The following is a 17,670-nucleotide window of genomic DNA, read 5'->3' as shown; positions in this document are numbered from 1 at the left end:
AAGTTTCAGCCACATTAACCTTGCGCACCTTGCGCTAAACTTTGCGCCCATTGCGGTTAGAATAAATCAACACTGTTTAAACGCAAAGACGTCAAGGGTTTGCGCTAAGGTCGCAATGAAAATAAAATCCAACGACATTAAAAACCCTCATCTTTTAAATGACAATTAGAAATTATTTAGAATCTAATTCAATTTTAACTCGGTTACTGAACTTGTCGAAGTATCAACGTCATTAACCTTGCGCACCTTGCGCTAAACTTTGCGCCCATTGCGGTTAGAATAAATCAACACTGTTTAAACGCAAAGACGCTACGGGTTTTCGCGAAGGTTGCAACGAAAATAAAATCTAACGACATTGATGATCTATACGTTGAAAATGATATCAAAATGCACTATCTCCAATAATCGACCGCTTTAATACTTCATGATTCGTTATTCTGTATTCGTTATTCGACATTAAAGTCCTCGTCTTTTTAAAATAATTTAGGAGTTATTTGTAATCTAATTCAATTTTAACTCGGTTACTGAACTAGTCGAAGTTTCAGCCACATTAACCTTGCGCACCTTGCGCTAAACTTTGCGCCCATTGCGGTTAGAATAAATCAACACTGTTTAAACGCAAAGACGCCAAGGGTTTTCGCGAAGGTTGCAACGAAAATAAAACCTAGCGACATTGATGAAAAACAACCAATTCAATACTTCAACATTCGTTATTCCGTATTCGTTATTCGACATTAAAAGCCCTCGTTTTTTTAAATATCAATTAGGAATTATTTAGAATCTAATTCAGGTTACGAGCATGTCGAAGTGAAGTTGTTGCTGAATCTGTCGAAACAAGATTGCTGCCTGTCGAAGCATTAAAAAGGAATTCTTCTGTGATACGTTCTGAGTCCTTCCTAAGGATGTTTATTAGGCCATCGATCGCTGTTTGTGAAACGGCCTCATCTCTAATATTCCTGTCCTAACTCTTAATACTTAATTCTCAGCACTTAATTCTCCTTCCTAAAAAGGATAGTTAATCCCAATATTATAAACGGCATTCCCGAAATTATAATCCTTAAACCAACGGTTTCCTAAGTCATACGATGGGTCATAGGTTTTAAAGCCGATGTCACCACGAAGGACAAAAAACCTGAAATCATAGCGCAATCCAAAACCTGAACCTACGGCGATATCTTTTAGGGAATTAAGACTGTCAAAGGTTTGTGCCTTGTCTGTCACATCATCAAAAATGTTCCATATATTTCCGGCATCTACAAAAAAGGCGCCATATAATGAACCAAAAAGATTAAAGCGCTGTTCAGCACTAAAGTGTAGCTTGAAATTGGCCTCATTAAACTCATTCGTTGATTTTGAGCTGCCAGGGCCAAGGTTATAAGCAGTCCAGGCCCGATTATCATTGGGGCCACCGGCAAAGAAACTCTTTGAAAAAGGAATGTTATTTGAATTGCCGTAAGGTATTGCAATTCCAAAATAGCTTCGAACGGCAAGAACGTTTTTCTTTCCTAAATCCCAATATTTTACATAATCAAATTCTCCTTTGGCGTATTGTGAGAAAGCTACTCCGAAAATATCATAGCGACCATTCTGATCCTTTGGAGCGCCTGTTATTTTTGCAATGTTAGATAGGATGTTCCCCGCAAATTCCAACCGGAACCTGACAATCGAGAAGTCGTTATCCAGAATATTTTCGCGTTTGGTTTTGATGTAATTGAAGCTCGAAGAAATGATCAAGTTGTTTTCCGTAAGTCGGTCCTGACGTTGTGAAATATTACGTACTGTAGAAAGATCGTTTTCAGAAACATTTAAGCCAGAGCTTGGGTTTAGCACATCGCTTATAAACGCATTGGCGCCTGTTGGAATTATGAGATCTCCATTGTCATTAAAATAATTGGGATCCGTATTGTAATCATGCGCGATATTATTAAGACTCTTGTATGTGTTTTGATATACACCGAAATAATTGGCGGTATTCAGGTTTTTTACATATTGCACATTAAAAAAGTCAAGCGTGTTGGTTACTTTTTCATTAGGAAACCAATTGTAGCTCAAGACGCCTATTAAACTTTGTTTATCCAACCCAATGTTTCGTTGACTTGTAGCACTTGCACTGATTCTGGTACTTGGCGACATGAACTTTGGGACGACCTTATCTGTGTTTAATGGGAAAAACAAACGTGGAATGGTAAGTTTAATCGTAGCTCCTACTTCAGTGATGTCAAAAAAGCCGTCTTTAACATTTCTTCCGTCCTTGGAAGCGCCAATGGATCCAAGTCCGGAAACCTCTAAAGTTTCTGCGCCTCTAAAAACATTCCGAATCAAAAGTCCGCCACTGAAAGCAAATCCCACGGTTTGTATATTACTTTGGGAAATTTCTGTATTAAAATTAAGCCCAAATTTCTTCTTTGGTATCAAGTATATATTAGCGGTCAGCGTGGTGTCTTTTACATTTTCCACATATTCTATATTCGGATATTTAAACATTCGCAATTCACTCAAATAGCGATAGGTCCGTGTGCGGTTAATGTCTTTAAAGATATCATCCTTTGTAATGAAAATAGCATCAGTTAAGGCCTTTGCTCTGAATTTAGATTTTCCGTAACTATAAATATTAAAACCTTTATAGTTGATGGTATCTGTTGGTTTTAGGTCTTTATTTTGAAAAGCATCATCGGTAAAAATATTGACATCTTTTACGGTGTAAATCTGAAATGGCATGACTTCAAGTGAATCTTCATGCCTAATAATTCTGTTTTGGATAATGATATCGGTGTTAACTTTTTTATTGGTGCCGATGGTGTCAATTTCAAAAGTGATATAATCCTGTGCAAAATGGAAAAGCCCCGAATTGCGCAACTCTGTCGTCAAACGGTCGCGCTCATTGGTTAGATTAGCTTCTTTAAACTGCTCTCCTTTAACAATCAGTGATTGGTCTTTAAGTGTTTTGTACAGCGTATCTATAACTGGCGAGGATATTCGTGTTCTAATGGAATCCAGAAAATAAGGTGTTCCAGTTTTTACATAATAATTGACTTCAGCCCTTTGGTTGCCGGTGCTGTCTATTTTGTAGGAAGCATCCGCATTGAACCAGCCATTTTTATAGTAATAAGTTTTTAAATTTGTGGTTGATTTTTCAGTTTTGAGCGTGTTGATGATTACCGGAGGTTCCCCAGTTTTCTTTAACCAATTGTTGAAATCCTTTTTTGAGCTAATAACAGCTTCGTACTGTTTTAATGAAATGAAATTTTTTAGACCGGTCTTGGGATCGTCAGGATTTCTATATTTGGCATTTAAAATAGAGTCAATATTTGGTCGAGCCAAATTGTAAATATGCAGCTTTATGGGAATTCCAAACAACGGAAATTTGCCATTGGTTTTTTGATATAGGAGATTGTTAAGGGCGTCGGTGTTATTTTTTTTGTCATTGACATACACCGAATTGTTCGTGAGTAAAAGATCATCCTTGCCAACACGTTTTACGGCATTGCACGAGTACAACATGATGACTATTGTCGTAATAAATGATATTTTTGCTACCTTAACTTTCAAAGGGAAATCGACATAACTTTTGATGAGCTCAAATTTACTGTTTTTATAGGTGGTAAAACAAACATTAAAAAAATCCTTGGTCGGAATTAATAACGTGACAAAAGTAAATACATTTTGATGTTAACAAAAAATCAGATAAAATTAATTGTAAGCCTAACACAAAAAAAACAACGCTTAAAACATCGACTGTTTTTGGTGGAAGGTAAAAAGACTGTTGATGAATTTTTAAGGTCAGATTACACCTTACATCATATATACGCTCTGAGTGATGATTTTGATTGTCCGCCGGAAAAGTTTAGTTTAATTACTGAGGCAGAATTGAAAAAAATAAGTGCCTTGACTACGCCACAACAGGTAGTGGCTGTTTTTGAAATGCCACCCGCCGAAAATATCGGTTCAGGTAAATTGATTTTGGCATTGGATGCTGTTCGGGATCCTGGCAATTTGGGAACCATCATAAGGTTGTGTGATTGGTTTGGCATCGAGGATTTAGTGTGCAGTGAAACGACCGTGGACTGCTACAATCCCAAAGTGGTGCAGGCCACAATGGGCTCCTTAACACGCGTTAATATCGTTTATCTAAATTTAGAAGCATTTTTAAGGGATTCAAAAATTCAAAAGTTTGGCGCGTTCATGGACGGTGAGAATATCTATGAAAGTGAATTACCTGAAAAGGGTATTTTGATCATGGGCAATGAAGCCAATGGTATTTCGGCAGAAATTGAAAAGCTAATTGAAAATAAACTTAGTATTCCCAGTTTTAGTACCCATCAATCGACCGAAAGTTTAAATGTGGCTACGGCTACCGCTATTTTGTTGAGTGAGTTTAAAAGAAGGAAGTAGGAGATTGGAGATTTTTGATTGTTGATTGTTGATTGTTGATTGTTCTGCGGGAAACTTTTTGTTCGAAGTTTATCTGTAAACGGATAGGCTATAACGCAAAGTTGCACAAAGCAGACACAAAGTTGCGCAAAGAGGAGTCTTCGAAAATTTTACAATGAATAATGAACCTTAAACAGTCAATTCTAATCAAGAAGGATCATTCAGCTAAATTAAACAACTTAACACCAAACAACTCCACAACACCCAACAAGCCCTATTGAAACGTGAAGTTCACAAACACACCTCTTGTTTTCATGGAAGCTATATTGCCTGTCCATGGACTATTTGGGTCATGATCTCTTACCAATTCATCATTGATAGCAAAAACACCTCTGATGGATGGCGTAAACTTAAACCACTCCAAGTAAAAGTCTATCCCAAAACCAACTTCATAAAACAGCATTCCTTTTTTGGTGCGGAATTGCGTCGTGCTATTGTCTTCTGGATTGTTTTCGTTACTTGAGAGATTTAAAGCCGTGGAAAGGCCGCCAACTAGAAAAGGTTTGAAATTGTTAATGCGTTTGGTGGATACTTTTAATAATAAAGGAAAATGGATATAGGTGGAATTCACTTCTCGTGACAAGTCAGAGGTTCTAAATTTTGAAGGATCGAAATAGCTTTCGTCATAGACCAGATTTCTTTTGGAAATATATAAACCTGGTTCAAAACGAAGGTTGAAATATTCGTTGAGGCGCAAATCTCCCACTAATCCCACATTAAAACCTATACTTGTTTCTACAAGGATGTCTTTGAGATCCTGCTCATATTCGAACTTAAAATCATAATTATTAAACCCTAAAAAATAACCCCAAGTTAAGACCTGCTTATCAAAGTTTTCTTGGTTTTTAATCTTTTCCTTACTAAACAACTGCGCGGATGCCGAATTGTAAATTAGTAAAAGTACTATGACGATAACGGTTCTTTTCATTGTATGGAGTCTAGGTCAATTCTTATGGTCTTATTGCTTGGTTGCCACGTAAATGGTTGCTACGCCAAACGTTTGAGGCAAATCCTTCACATTAGTAAACCCAATTTGTCGTAAAATATTGTTTAAGACTTCACCATAAGGAAAAACAGAGGCCGATTCGCTTAAATAAGAATACGCCACACGATCTTTTGAAAACATTTTCCCGATGGTTGGCAAAATGTATTTTGAATAGAATTTGTAGCCTTGTTTAAATGGCGCTTTGGTTGGAACCGAAGTTTCCAAAATCACGAAAGTTCCGTTAGGTTTTAAAACTCGTAATATTTCAGAAAGTCCTTTTTCCAAATTCTCAAAATTCCGAACACCAAATGCTACCGTTATGGCATCAAAACTGTTGTCTTCAAAAGGAATGTTCTCAGAATCCCCAAGCGTCATTTTTATTTTGTCGCCCAACTTTTTGTCGGCGATTTTTTTTCTGCCTACCTCAAGCATCCCGTTGCTGATATCTAATCCAATAATTTCTTGGGCTTCGGTTTGTGCAAGGTTTATGGCAAGGTCTCCTGTGCCGGTTGCGATGTCAAGGATGCGATTGGCTTTCGTTTTAGCAATGATGTCAACCACGTTTTTACGCCATTTCACATCAATTCCAAAGGAAATAACACGGTTTAATCCGTCATATTCTTTTGAAATCGTGTCAAACATTTGAGTCACTTGCTCCTTTTTGTCTAACTGACTGTCCTTATATGGTTTTACTTTTTCTGACATTCCAATATTTTTGCCAAAACTACATATTTTTTCATTGCTAATTTGTCAAGTTTAAGTGAAAAACTAAAATAGGAGGGACTTTTATTGAAGATATATGTTGGTTAAATGCTTTGTTTTGAATATTTAAAAATTTATTATATCAGATGTAAATCCAATGTCGGACTATTAAATATCTTATATTTGTTTGTTTTTTCAATCCAATTAATTAATGAAAATAATCATTGCAGGCGCTGGAGAAGTCGGATTTCATTTGGCGAAATTGTTGTCATACGAATCCCAAGAAATTACCTTAATAGACACCAAAAAAGAAAGTCTGGTTTATGCCATTGACCATTTGGATATTAGGGTGGTTAAAGGCGATGCAACATCGATTGCAGTTTTAAAGGATGCTCGCATTGAAAATTCTGACTTATTTATTGCTGTAACCTCTTCAGAAACTACAAATATTACAGCCTGTGTTTTGGCCAAGCAACTTGGGGCAAGAAGAACCATTGCCAGAATTTCAAATACCGAGTTTATTGATCAAAAGGATGAGGTTGGTTTTTCCAAATTTGGGATTGACGAATTGATTTCTCCAGAATCTTTGGCCGCAGGTGAGATTGAATTGCTCATCAACGAATATGGATTTAATGATAGTTATGAGTTTGAGGAAGGGGCTTTGACCATGTTGAGTTTGAAGTTGTCAAAAACCGCAAGTTTTGTAAATAAAACGGTTCAGGAGGCCGCTGAGGATTTTTCACAACTTCGGTTTGTGCCGATTGCCATTCAGCGTTTTGGAACGGAATATACCATCATCCCTCGCGGAGATACGGAGTTTAAGGAAGGTGATAAGGTTATTTTTGTGACTTCCAAAGGTGGGGATGAGGAATTATTTGAACTTTCAGGAAAAGTAAGATTGGATGTTAAGAACGTGATGATTCTTGGCGGTAGCAGTATAGGTCATAAAATCGCTAAATATTTATGTGCTGCTAAATTCAATGTCAAACTTGTTGAAAGCAATAGGGAAGTGGCTTTTGAATTGGCTGATGCTTTGCCAAATGCACTCGTCATTAATGGTGATGGACGCAATGTGGAATTGTTAGAAGAAGAAAGCATTGGTAATATGGATGCTTTTATTGCGGTAACCGGAAATTCGGAAACCAATATTATGTCCTGTCTTGTGGCCAAATCCAAAGGGGTTAAAAAGACGATTGCCTTGGTTGAGAATATGGATTATTATCAGATATCTGAATCGATTGGTATCGATACTTTAATCAATAAGAAACTGTTGGCGGCCAATAATATTTTCAGATATATCCGTAAAGGTGAGGTTGTGGCCATGACCAAACTTAATAATATGAATGCTGAGTTATTGGAGTTTATGGTCAAAACCAAATCAAAAATCAGCAATAAGACTATAAAAGATATAGATTTTCCACGTTCTGCGATTATTGGTGGTGTGATCAGAAACGGAGAAGGTATTATTCCTTTGGGAGATTTTAAGGTAGAGGCGGGGGATCGAGTTGTAGTTTGTTGTCTTCCAAGAGCGATTACCGAAGTTGAAAAATTCTTTTTTTAAAGACATAAAATTCTTAAAAAGTTGTAAATCATACTAAGCATTTTAAAATCAAATTTGCGAACCTGCCTGTCGATAGTGAAATCCTATTGCAATAGTTATCGGGATTGTAACAGAAAAACATGAAACTCAACTACAAAATCATAATTTATTTTTTTGGACTATTGCTACTTTTTAACGGTGGCTTTATGTTATTGTCCACTTTAGTAAGTCTCATTTATAAAGACGGTGTGACCTTAAAGTTGTTCATGTCTGGGCTGGCAGTTTTATTGGTAGGTGTTCTTTTGATGATCTCAACACGAAATCACAGTAAGGAGATGAACAAGCGCGAAGGTTATATCGTGGTCACTTTTGGGTGGATTGTCATGACGATTTCGGGGGCGATGCCCTATATGGTTACTGAGGTCATCCCTAGTTTTACAAGTGCTTTTTTTGAGACCATGTCTGGCTATACAACAACTGGAGCTACTATTATAAACGATATTGAGATCGTACCCAAGGGCGTCCTCTTTTGGAGAAGTATGACGCACTGGATTGGTGGTATGGGGATTATTGTCCTGGCGATTGCTATTTTGCCATTATTAGGTATTGGTGGAATGCAGCTATTTACCGCTGAGGCTCCTGGAATAAGTGCTGATAAATTGCATCCGCGCATTACGGATACTGCAAAGCGTTTATGGTTAATTTATTTTGGATACACTGTGGCAGAAACCATTTTGTTAAAAGCGGCTGGGATGTCCTTTTTTGATGCTGTCAATCATGCCATGAGTTCCTTGTCTACCGGTGGATTCTCTACAAAAAATGCCAGTGTAGCCTATTGGAATGATCGGCCAATCATTCAATATATCATCATCACTTTTATGTTTTTGGCGGGGTCCAACTTTGTGTTGAGTTATTACGCCTTTAAAGGCAAAGTACAAAAAGCTTTGGGCGATGAAGAACTGCGTTGGTATTTCAGATTTGTAGCATCATTTACGATTATTGCGGCCTTGGGTATTTATTTTAAAGCTGATTTATCACTATCCTCTATTGATCATCCAATGGTGTGGGGTAAAGCTGAAAGCGCATTTCGACACGCGTTATTTCAGGTTGTGAGCGTGGTTACCACTACTGGATTTGTAACGGCCGATTTTACCTTATGGACACCCTTTTTGGTCGTGCTTTTCTTTGGGATGATGTTTATGGGGGCTTCTGCCGGAAGTACGTCAGGGGGGATAAAAGTTGTTCGGCATTTGATATTGATAAAAAATGGATTTTTAGAATTTAAACGCGCGCTCCATCCTAATGCGGTGTTACCTGTGCGTTATAATTCAAAAGCGATTTCGGGAGTTGTGGTTTATAATATACTCGGATTTTTTATTCTTTATATGATTTCCTTTATTGTAGGGGCTTTAGGGTTTTCAATGTTTGATATTGATTTTGAATCTGCCATTGGATTATCCGCTTCCAGCTTGGCCAATATTGGTCCGGGATTAGGTGCTTTTAGTCCAGTTAATAATTATTCAGCTTTGCCTCCTTTAGCACAGTGGTGGGCCTCTTTTTTAATGCTCATTGGACGTTTGGAGCTGTTTACAGTGTTGGTACTGTTGACACCTTTCTTTTGGAGAAATAGATAGTTATAAAATGGAACTGAAATACCTACTTTTATGGTTATTTACTTCCAATAACAATTCAGTTGGAGTGATCCAGCAATTTATATTTATTGGTCTCAAATTAAGTTAGACCCCGCCTGAACATAGTCGGGCAGGCCCGCCTGAAATTAGTCGTGGTGCTTTACTGCATCTCGCTTTAGCTTCTAAAAATTTTGACACGAATTTCACCAATTTTCACTAATCCAATAGATTTACAGGTTGTTTTAAAAACTTCCAATAAATACATTGTCATATGGTATGGCACTTAGTTGTTTCCTTCAATAACGACTAAACATGCAGTAAACCAGTTGTCTGTAGTCTTTAAGGTTACCCTTAAGTGTCTTTTCTAACCCTCAACGTTGAGTTTTTAAATTGCTAGTGTGTGGAAGTTCTGCATACTTGGGATAACTCTCATTGTGGATGTGCAATTGAAGTTTTGAGCGAGACCAGAAGTTTTTGGTAAAATGACTGAAAATGAATTACTATTAATGTACTTTGTAGTTGCTGTAGCACGAATGATATTTTATTACTGAGGATCCGTTAATTTTTCTTCGGATAATAATGGTATCGCAATTACCCAAACTCTTTTATGAAAATCAAAAAAGCCGCCTCGCATTGCGAGACGGCTACTTTGTATAGCTACACATTTTTTTAGGATGTGCAGCTACTGTTAAAGACTAACAAAAAAACTTTTTATTACCAGCCTGGGTTTTGCTCTTTAGCTAAGGTTGGGTTTGAATTCAGCTCTCGCTGTGGAATTGGCCACAAGAATCTGTAGTCGGTTGCAGGGATTGCAGCTTCGCCGTAAGGACCATTGTAAGGTGTTCCTAAAACATATGCAGAGGCAGGAGGGCTGGTATTTGCAAATTTTGCTGGAATGCCATCAATTGGTGCCAAATCATCACCTTGTAATCTGTGGATGTCTGACCACCGTCTACCTTCCATTAAAAACTCAATTCTGCGTTCTTTTATAATAGCACCCACCATTGTTGCCGGTGTCGTAAATGATGCTGCTGTGTAAGCTTCTGTTACAGGATTTGCCAGAGCTCTGTTTCTAACCTTATTTAACAATGTTAAAGATTCTCCTAAGTCTGGAGCTGGCATTCTAGCGTGTGCTTCTGCCATGCTTAGTAAAACTTCTGCATAACGGATGATCGGAGCGTAATCACTATAACTTAATATATCTTTATATTTGTTAGTGTATTTTCTTCCTCCAAACTCAAAAACCATTCCTGTTGGTCCGGATTTTTTAGCTTCGTCCTTATAAGTTTCGGTCCTACGTTTGTCAGTCGGCAGCCAACTTGGATCTCTCCAGATAATTGGGCTGATGCACACTAGTTTTCTGTTATTATATTGTGAAGCTAAAGCAGCATTCACACCAGGATTGTTACTTGCGGACATTAGTAGTGAGAAAATGGACTCACTATTGCCAGAGTTGTCTGCAAAGACACCATTTGGATCAGCAGTTAAGGTGTATTTCCCTGTAAGCTTATTTCCTTCTGCGATAACCATATCCCATTTTCTCATGTGCAGATAGACGCGTGTCTTAAAAGCAATGGCGGCATTTTTTGATGCTTTTGTCAATTCGGTATTGGTTATTAAGCTTTCAGCATCATTTAAATCTTCCAACACTTTTGTATAGCATTCTGCCACCGTATTTCTACCTTTTAAGATCTCGGCATCAATTTCTGCTTGCGTGTCAACACCTATTACTCTATAAGGAATACCTGGGTGGGTAGCGCCTGGAGTAAAATTGTAAGGTCTTGCAAAGAAATTCAACAATTCGAAATGTGTAATCGCTCTTAAAAATTTGGCCTGACCAATATAGTCATCCGCTTTTTGCTGAGTAATAATACCACTCGCAACTGCTTTCGTAACACCATCTATAATTAGGTTGGCACGGCTGATCAAGCGGTAACCATCAATCCAATAATATACGTTGTTTGCGGTAGAAGGGTTATAGGTTGTTTGGTAAGTAAATGCATAGAAAGTAGCTTCGTTAACCACATCCTCACCTCTACAATCGCCTTGTTCCACAAAGGCTGCTCCCCAAACATAACCACGGGGGTTGCCATCATACTCACCAAGGGCTGCGGCATTATACATTCCGTTAATGGAGCTTTCAATTAATGAAGGCGTAGAAAAGGCAGCATCAATTGGAATATTATTGATGGGGCTCAAGTTTAAAAGCGCATCCTCTGAACATGAAACCATTCCGATTCCAATAACAGTTACTGCTAAAAATTTGAATATATTTTTCATTTTCTTAATATTATAAATTAACATTTAATCCTACGGATAGAATTCTAGCTCTAGGAGTTCCGTTGTAGTCCACGCCTCCAGTTTCCATTTCTGGGTTTAAACCTTTGTAATCAGTAATGCTCCATAAGTTTTGTCCTTGAACAAAGATTCTGACCATATCAACTTTTACTCTGTCAGTTAATGATTTTGGTACTTGATAGCCTAAAGAAAGGTTGTCCAAATTGATGAAATCAGCGTTCTCCACGAATCTCGTAGTTGCACTACCTGCAAAATTGATGAAATTGGCTCTTCCCGCCCATAATTTTGGTGTGATACCATCTCCTGGTTGGGTTGTGCTTTGCCATCTGCCTAACATCTCTTTACTGCTGTTATTTAATGTTTGGTTAGCCAGTTCTCTTCGAGTTGCATTGAAAATTTTGTTTCCACCACTAAAACGGAACATAAAGCTTAAATCAAAATTTTTGTAAGTAAATTTATTAATAAGTGCGCCATAATAGGTTGGAAGCGTACTTCCTAAAATCACACGATCCTCGCTAGCATTCAATGAACCAGCCGTGGTCACCTCTGAAGGGTTGTTAGGGTCGAAAACATAATATTTACTATCAGTTATATTACCCTGAACCAAAGTGCCATTAGTTTTATGATACACTGGGTTTCCATTGGCTGGGTTTACCCCCCAATATTTATAGCCATAGAGCGAGTTGATGGACTCACCTTCTCTAATAAGTAAGTTCTCGCCAATAATTCCGCCAAATGTACCCCCTGGAATGTCTTGACCTTTAGGGGTGCTCACTACTTTATTTTTATCTAAAGTTAAATTCGCTGTAATATTCCAGCTGAAGTTCTCATTGGAAATAGCTCTGTAATCCACACCAAATTCGTAACCTTTGTTGCTCATGGCGCCAACGTTCTGTTTGATTCTATTGTCAGGAATACCTAAGGACTCAGGAATTGGAACGTTAAGGATTATGCCATCAATGTCATTGTTATAATAATCAAAAGTGAATCTTAGTTTATTATTGAATAAGGCAAGGTCTAAACCGAAATCCGTCTTTTTACTGGTTTCCCAAAGTAATTGAGCACTACCTAATTGTGAGAACACAATACCATTCAAGTTGCCATATTTTGAGGCTCTAGCTAAGTTTAAGTAAGGATAATTTCCAATATCTGTATTTCCTACTTCTGAATAGGAACCTCTTAATTTGAATTCGTTGATGGTACTTTTTAATCCACTGAAAAACTCCTCATTGGCAATATTCCATCCCCCTGAGTAACCGGTAAAGTTGTGCCATCTTTCAGCTGGGCTTAATTTTGAAATACCATCACGTCTAAGGGATCCTTGAAGAAAGTATTTTTCTTTGTAGTTATAACTCAATCGCCCTAAATAGGACATAATACCGTTTTCAGTAACACCACCTCCAGATTCTTGTGTACCGTAAGCGTTTGAAACAAGATTCTGATTGAAAAATTCATCGAGCAAATTTGTTCCTGTCCCAAAAAACGATTCATTTCTATCTTTTTGGTATTCAGAAACTAGCGTTACGCCAATATTATGGGCATCATTGAATGATTGATTATAGCTTAAAATGTTTTGGATATTCCATCGCATTAAGTCATTGTGATTATTTGTAAGAAGTCCATTTGCGCCTCTTCCGTCACCATGTTTAGGGTTTCTGTACTGGAATCCTTTGGTTAACGGATTATCGGCACTGGCTTGGAATCTGTAATTCAATCCCTCAAATAAGTCTATGGAAGCAAACGTATTTACAAGAGTTCTATTCACTCTTGATTGGATTTTATTTTTTGCTAATACATAGGCAATATTTGGGATGTTATCTCCTACACCAGCTAAGTTGTCCCATTGGCCAACATTGGCACCATCTGAAGAAAAGTTATAACCTGATGCACTGTTAGGATCAAAAATTGGTGTGTTTGGCAATTGTCTGATCGCGTTAAAGATGTTGCCTGATAACGAGTTGAGACCTGTATTTAAGCCATTATACGACGTTCTTGAAACAGCGATGCTACCACCAATAGTTAGCCATTTATTGACTTTATGTTCTAAATTTGATCGTAAGTTATAGCGGATCATGCTATTACCTACAGCAACACCTTGTTGGTCAGTGTATCCCATGGAGAAATAGTATTTGGTGCTTTCTGTGCCTCCATTAAATGATAGATTATGATCCTTTTGTAAGGCGCTATTATTTAAAACAGCTTTTTGCCAATCTGTATTGAATTCGCTACCAACCGCCCAAGGAGCTACTCCTGCATTGGTACGCTTTTCGTTTGCAATAACCAAAAAGTCAGGCGTTTCTAAAAGATCGAAAAGTTTGACAGCAGACGCAAAACCGGTCACGCTGCTGTAGCTTACTTTCATTGTACCTGCTTTTCCTTTTTTAGTAGTGATTAAGATCACCCCGTTCGCTGCTCTTGATCCATAAATTGCAGTAGCCGCGCCATCCTTTAAAATTTCGAAAGATTCAATGTCATTTGGATTGATGTCTGCTAAACCGTTTGTTGCAGTAGAACCTCCAACATCGCCCGAATAAATAGGCATTCCATCAACAACAATAAGCGGAGAGCTACCAGATCCAATAGAGGAAATACCTCTAATCCTGATTCTTGGCGCTTCACCAATAATTCCGTTGTTGGTTGTGATTTGAACCCCTGCAGCTCTACCTGCAAGTTGTGATTCAAAACTTGGAGTAACTAGGCCTTCAATTGAAGATCCTGTGATGCTTGAAATTGCACCCGTGACGGCCGATTTTTTCTGGACACCGTAACCTACTACGACGATTTCGTCAAGAACGGAAGCGTCTTCCGCCATCTTAACATTCATGGAGCTTGAGGCACCCACGATTACTTCTTGGGCTTTTAAACCTACATAAGTGAATGATAAAACATCACCCGCTTTTGCGCTTATGGAATACTTACCGTCAAAATCGGTTTGTGTTCCATTGGTTGTCCCTTTGACTAAAATGTTTACTCCAGCCAGAGGTATCCCCGATTCATCAGAAACGGTCCCTGAAATGGATTTTTGTTGCGCAAATGTTATCTGTGCAACGAACACTATACAAAGTGTTAGAATTAAACTAATTTTTGTTTTCATTTATAAAATGGTTAGAATTATGGCGACAAAGAAACGATTATTTGTATATAAAACAAATGTAGGTGTTAAATTTTCTTAAATTTATCATTAAAAATGTTAAAATACATTAAAACACTCAACTCATTCATTTTTAATGAAGTAGGTATGTTTATGTTAATCAGCTCTTTAGGTGTTGCTTTTGTTTGAGCATTAATTCTTATTTGATTTCTTAGATTTATAATTCTTAACTATTTTTTTTTCTGATTATTAAGCTATTAGTACCGTCATAGGAATTTTTTTTAAGTTCTTGGTTTTTAAATATGAATTTGGCTTATGAATTAAGAGTGAACATCATAGCTTAAACAAATGAAAATGGACAGTTGCTGAGCAAAGCCGAAATGCGCTGGGTTGGTCATAGAGTATATAAATGGTCCATTGGAGTGTTATGGAAGTGAAGTTGCCCTTTTAATGAATTGATAATGTCAAGAGGGAATTGAAATAGATGGATGTATAAACCAAAAAAGCCACTAACTAAAGTGGCTTTTTTGATTTATATACGAGGTAAGGTTCTAATTAACCGCGGCTTTAATTCGGCTCATAGCTTCAATGATCTGTTCTTGTGAAGCGGCATAGGATATGCGGATACAATCTGGATTTCCAAAAGCACCGCCATCAACCGTAGCAACAAGCGCTTCTTCCAATAAATATAATGAGAAATCAGAAGCGTCATTAATCGTCTTTCCTCTTAAGGTTTTGCCGAAATAATAGGATACGTTTGGAAACACGTAAAAGGCACCCTCTGGTATATTGGTTTTAAAACCTTCAATATCTTTAAGTAAATCAAGGACCAAATCACGACGAATTTTAAATTCGTCAATCATGAATTGAACTCTTGAAGGTGATTCATTTAACGCGGTAATCGTAGCGCGTTGTGCTATAGAATTGGCACCACTGGTTATTTGACCTTGCATTTTATTGCATGCACGGGCAATTTTTTCAGGGCCTCCAATATATCCAATACGCCATCCCGTCATTGCGAAGGCTTTTGAAACGCCATTCACGGTAACCGTGCGGTCATACATGTCTTCAAATTGTGCCATGCTCGCATGTTTGCCCGTAAAATTGATATGCTCATAAATTTCATCAGAGACCACAATAATATTAGGATGTTTTTGTAACACATCTGCTAAGGCGCGAAGTTCTTCTTTGCTATATACTGAACCGCTAGGGTTACATGGTGAACTGTACCAAAGCATTTTCGTCCTAGGCGTTATCGCAGCTTCCAATTGCTGAGGTGTCATCTTAAAATCGGTAGCAATAGTGGTAGGTACTTCAACAGGTGTACCGTCATTTAGCTTTACCAAATCCGCATAACTTACCCAATATGGGCAAGGTAAAATGACCTCGTCACCTTTGTTGATCAATACCCCGGCAAGATTGGCAAGCGATTGTTTCGCGCCTGTAGATACTACGATTTGATTATGATTATAGGTTAAGCCATTATCACGTTTAAATTTTGTGATGATGGCATCTTTCAGTTCTACATAACCATCAACTGGCGTATAAGAACTGTAGTTCTCGTTGATCGCCTGAATGGCAGCATCTTTTATATAGTCTGGGGTATTAAAATCTGGTTCACCTAGGCTCAGCCCGATGATGTCTTTTCCTTCTACCCTTAATTCTCTGGCTTTTGCTGCCATGGCTAAAGTGGCAGAGGTAGACATATTTAAAATTCTATCTGAAAGTAAGTTCATTTGAAAAAATAATTAGGCTTGTAGTGCTGGTTTTGATCCCATTTCTTTTAAATATCTGAAATGTGCTGCAATTGCTTGACGCGTCGTTGCATATTCTTTGTAGGGGAGATTGAATTCGAGAGCAGTTTCCTTGACTATTTTAGATATTTTAGAATAGTGAACATGACTGATATGAGGAAAAATATGATGCTCTACTTGATGATTTAATCCGCCAGTAAACCAATTGACAATTTTGTTATTGGTTCCAAAATTGACGGTAGTATTTAATTGATGGATGGCCCAGGTATTTTTCATGGTACCATTTTCTGCTGGAAGTGGCATTTCAGCATCTTCCATAACGTGTGCCAATTGAAATACGACACTTAAGATAAGGCCAGCTACGTAGTGCATGATAAAAAAGCCAATCAATATTTTCCACCAAGCGATATCCGTCAATACTAATGGTAAAACAATCCAAATAGAAACATAAATTATTTTTGAAATGACCAATTTACTCCATTCTGTTCTAGGATTTGGGAATTTACCATAAGATAATTTACGTTTTAAATAACGTTTCATTTGAAGATAATCGGTGGTAATAGCCCAGTTTATAGTCAAAAGACCGTACAGAAATAACGAATAATAATGTTGAAAACGGTGGTGTTTATGCCATTCCGCATGTCTTGAAAAGCGTAAAATTCGTCCAGCTTCCAAATCCTCATCATGTCCGTGAATGTTGGTGTATGTATGATGAAGCACATTATGCTGCACTTTCCAGTTGTATACGTTTCCAGCTAAGATATAAATACTACTTCCCATTAAGCGATTAATCCAATCTTTGTCTGAAAAAGCGCCATGGTTGCCGTCATGCATCACATTCATGCCAACGCCAGCCATTCCCACACCCATGACAACGGTTAATAGTAACATGGCCCAAGTAGGAAGATCAAGAGTAAGAATTAAAAAATAAGGAGTTAAAAACAAAGAAAACATAACCACAGTTTTAACCCATATTTTCCAGTTTCCTGTTCTTCTTAGGTTATTTTCTTTGAAATAATCATTTACACGTTTATTGAGGGTTCTGAAAAATTTTGCAGAATCATTTCTCGAGAAAGATAGAGTTTGCTGTGTCATTGATTTAAATTTATTGTAATAATGACAAAAATTAAGCCATTATTTATAGAAGCGCAAAGATAATCAATTAATGTTTCGATGCTGATAAGAATATGCTAAAAATATCCGTGTAAAAAAGCTTATTTTTGCTGAAAATTTACAGA

10 protein-coding genes are annotated in these 17,670 nt (G+C 37.5%); 3 read left to right on the top strand and 7 right to left on the bottom strand.

Translation table 11 applies throughout. From position 1 onward, the window contains the following. Positions 1–1,002: 1,002 nt before the first annotated feature. On the bottom strand, positions 1,003–3,549 hold the full coding sequence (gene tamL, locus ACOH2D_RS05195; RefSeq protein WP_449534569.1) for a translocation and assembly module lipoprotein TamL: 2,547 nt from the start codon (positions 3,547–3,549) through the stop codon (positions 1,003–1,005). A 117-nt stretch (positions 3,550–3,666) separates the two neighbouring features. Between tamL and ACOH2D_RS05190 the strand changes: the two genes are divergently transcribed. Further along, positions 3,667–4,392, top strand: a complete 726-nt coding sequence (locus tag ACOH2D_RS05190) for a TrmH family RNA methyltransferase (protein WP_348036458.1) — start codon at positions 3,667–3,669, stop codon at positions 4,390–4,392. 253 nt (positions 4,393–4,645) lie between these two features. Here the strand turns inward: ACOH2D_RS05190 and porT are convergent, their stop codons facing one another. Then, a complete protein-coding gene (gene porT / locus ACOH2D_RS05185; RefSeq protein ID WP_348036459.1) occupies positions 4,646–5,359 on the bottom strand; it encodes a type IX secretion/gliding motility protein PorT/SprT in 714 nt (237 codons plus the stop codon). A gap of 30 nt (positions 5,360–5,389) precedes the next feature. Continuing rightward, entirely contained in the window at positions 5,390–6,121 is a 732-nt protein-coding gene (ubiE, locus tag ACOH2D_RS05180; protein ID WP_449534568.1) for a bifunctional demethylmenaquinone methyltransferase/2-methoxy-6-polyprenyl-1,4-benzoquinol methylase UbiE, read from the bottom strand. Between the two features lie 208 nt (positions 6,122–6,329). Here ubiE and trkA point away from each other — a divergent pair, with 208 nt between their 5' ends. Both trkA and ACOH2D_RS05170 read left to right on the top strand, forming a co-directional pair. After that, positions 6,330–7,679 carry a Trk system potassium transporter TrkA gene (trkA, locus tag ACOH2D_RS05175; protein WP_449534567.1) on the top strand — a complete coding sequence of 450 codons (1,350 nt, stop codon included), beginning with the start codon at positions 6,330–6,332 and terminating at the stop codon, positions 7,677–7,679. A gap of 119 nt (positions 7,680–7,798) precedes the next feature. After that, positions 7,799–9,292, top strand: coding sequence for a TrkH family potassium uptake protein (locus ACOH2D_RS05170; RefSeq protein WP_449534566.1), 1,494 nt, complete (start codon positions 7,799–7,801; stop codon positions 9,290–9,292). A gap of 711 nt (positions 9,293–10,003) precedes the next feature. Here the strand turns inward: ACOH2D_RS05170 and ACOH2D_RS05165 are convergent. The 4 genes from ACOH2D_RS05165 to ACOH2D_RS05150 all read right to left on the bottom strand — a co-directional run bounded on the left by ACOH2D_RS05165 (position 10,004) and on the right by ACOH2D_RS05150 (position 17,527). Next, a complete protein-coding gene (locus tag ACOH2D_RS05165) occupies positions 10,004–11,569 on the bottom strand; it encodes a RagB/SusD family nutrient uptake outer membrane protein (RefSeq protein ID WP_449534565.1) in 1,566 nt (521 codons plus the stop codon). Positions 11,570–11,579: 10 nt separating this feature from the next. Then, positions 11,580–14,681, bottom strand: coding sequence for a SusC/RagA family TonB-linked outer membrane protein (locus tag ACOH2D_RS05160; protein ID WP_348036464.1), 3,102 nt, complete (start codon positions 14,679–14,681; stop codon positions 11,580–11,582). Positions 14,682–15,229: 548 nt separating this feature from the next. Beyond that, a complete protein-coding gene (locus ACOH2D_RS05155; RefSeq protein ID WP_449534564.1) occupies positions 15,230–16,414 on the bottom strand; it encodes a pyridoxal phosphate-dependent aminotransferase in 1,185 nt (394 codons plus the stop codon). Between the two features lie 12 nt (positions 16,415–16,426). After that, positions 16,427–17,527: a fatty acid desaturase family protein gene (locus ACOH2D_RS05150; RefSeq protein ID WP_348035943.1), complete on the bottom strand. Its 1,101-nt coding sequence runs from the start codon at positions 17,525–17,527 to the stop codon at positions 16,427–16,429. Positions 17,528–17,670: the final 143 nt, after the last annotated feature.

The organism is Gelidibacter sp. (genome assembly GCF_053579655.1).
This window is presented reverse-complemented; position numbering and strand designations above follow the sequence as displayed.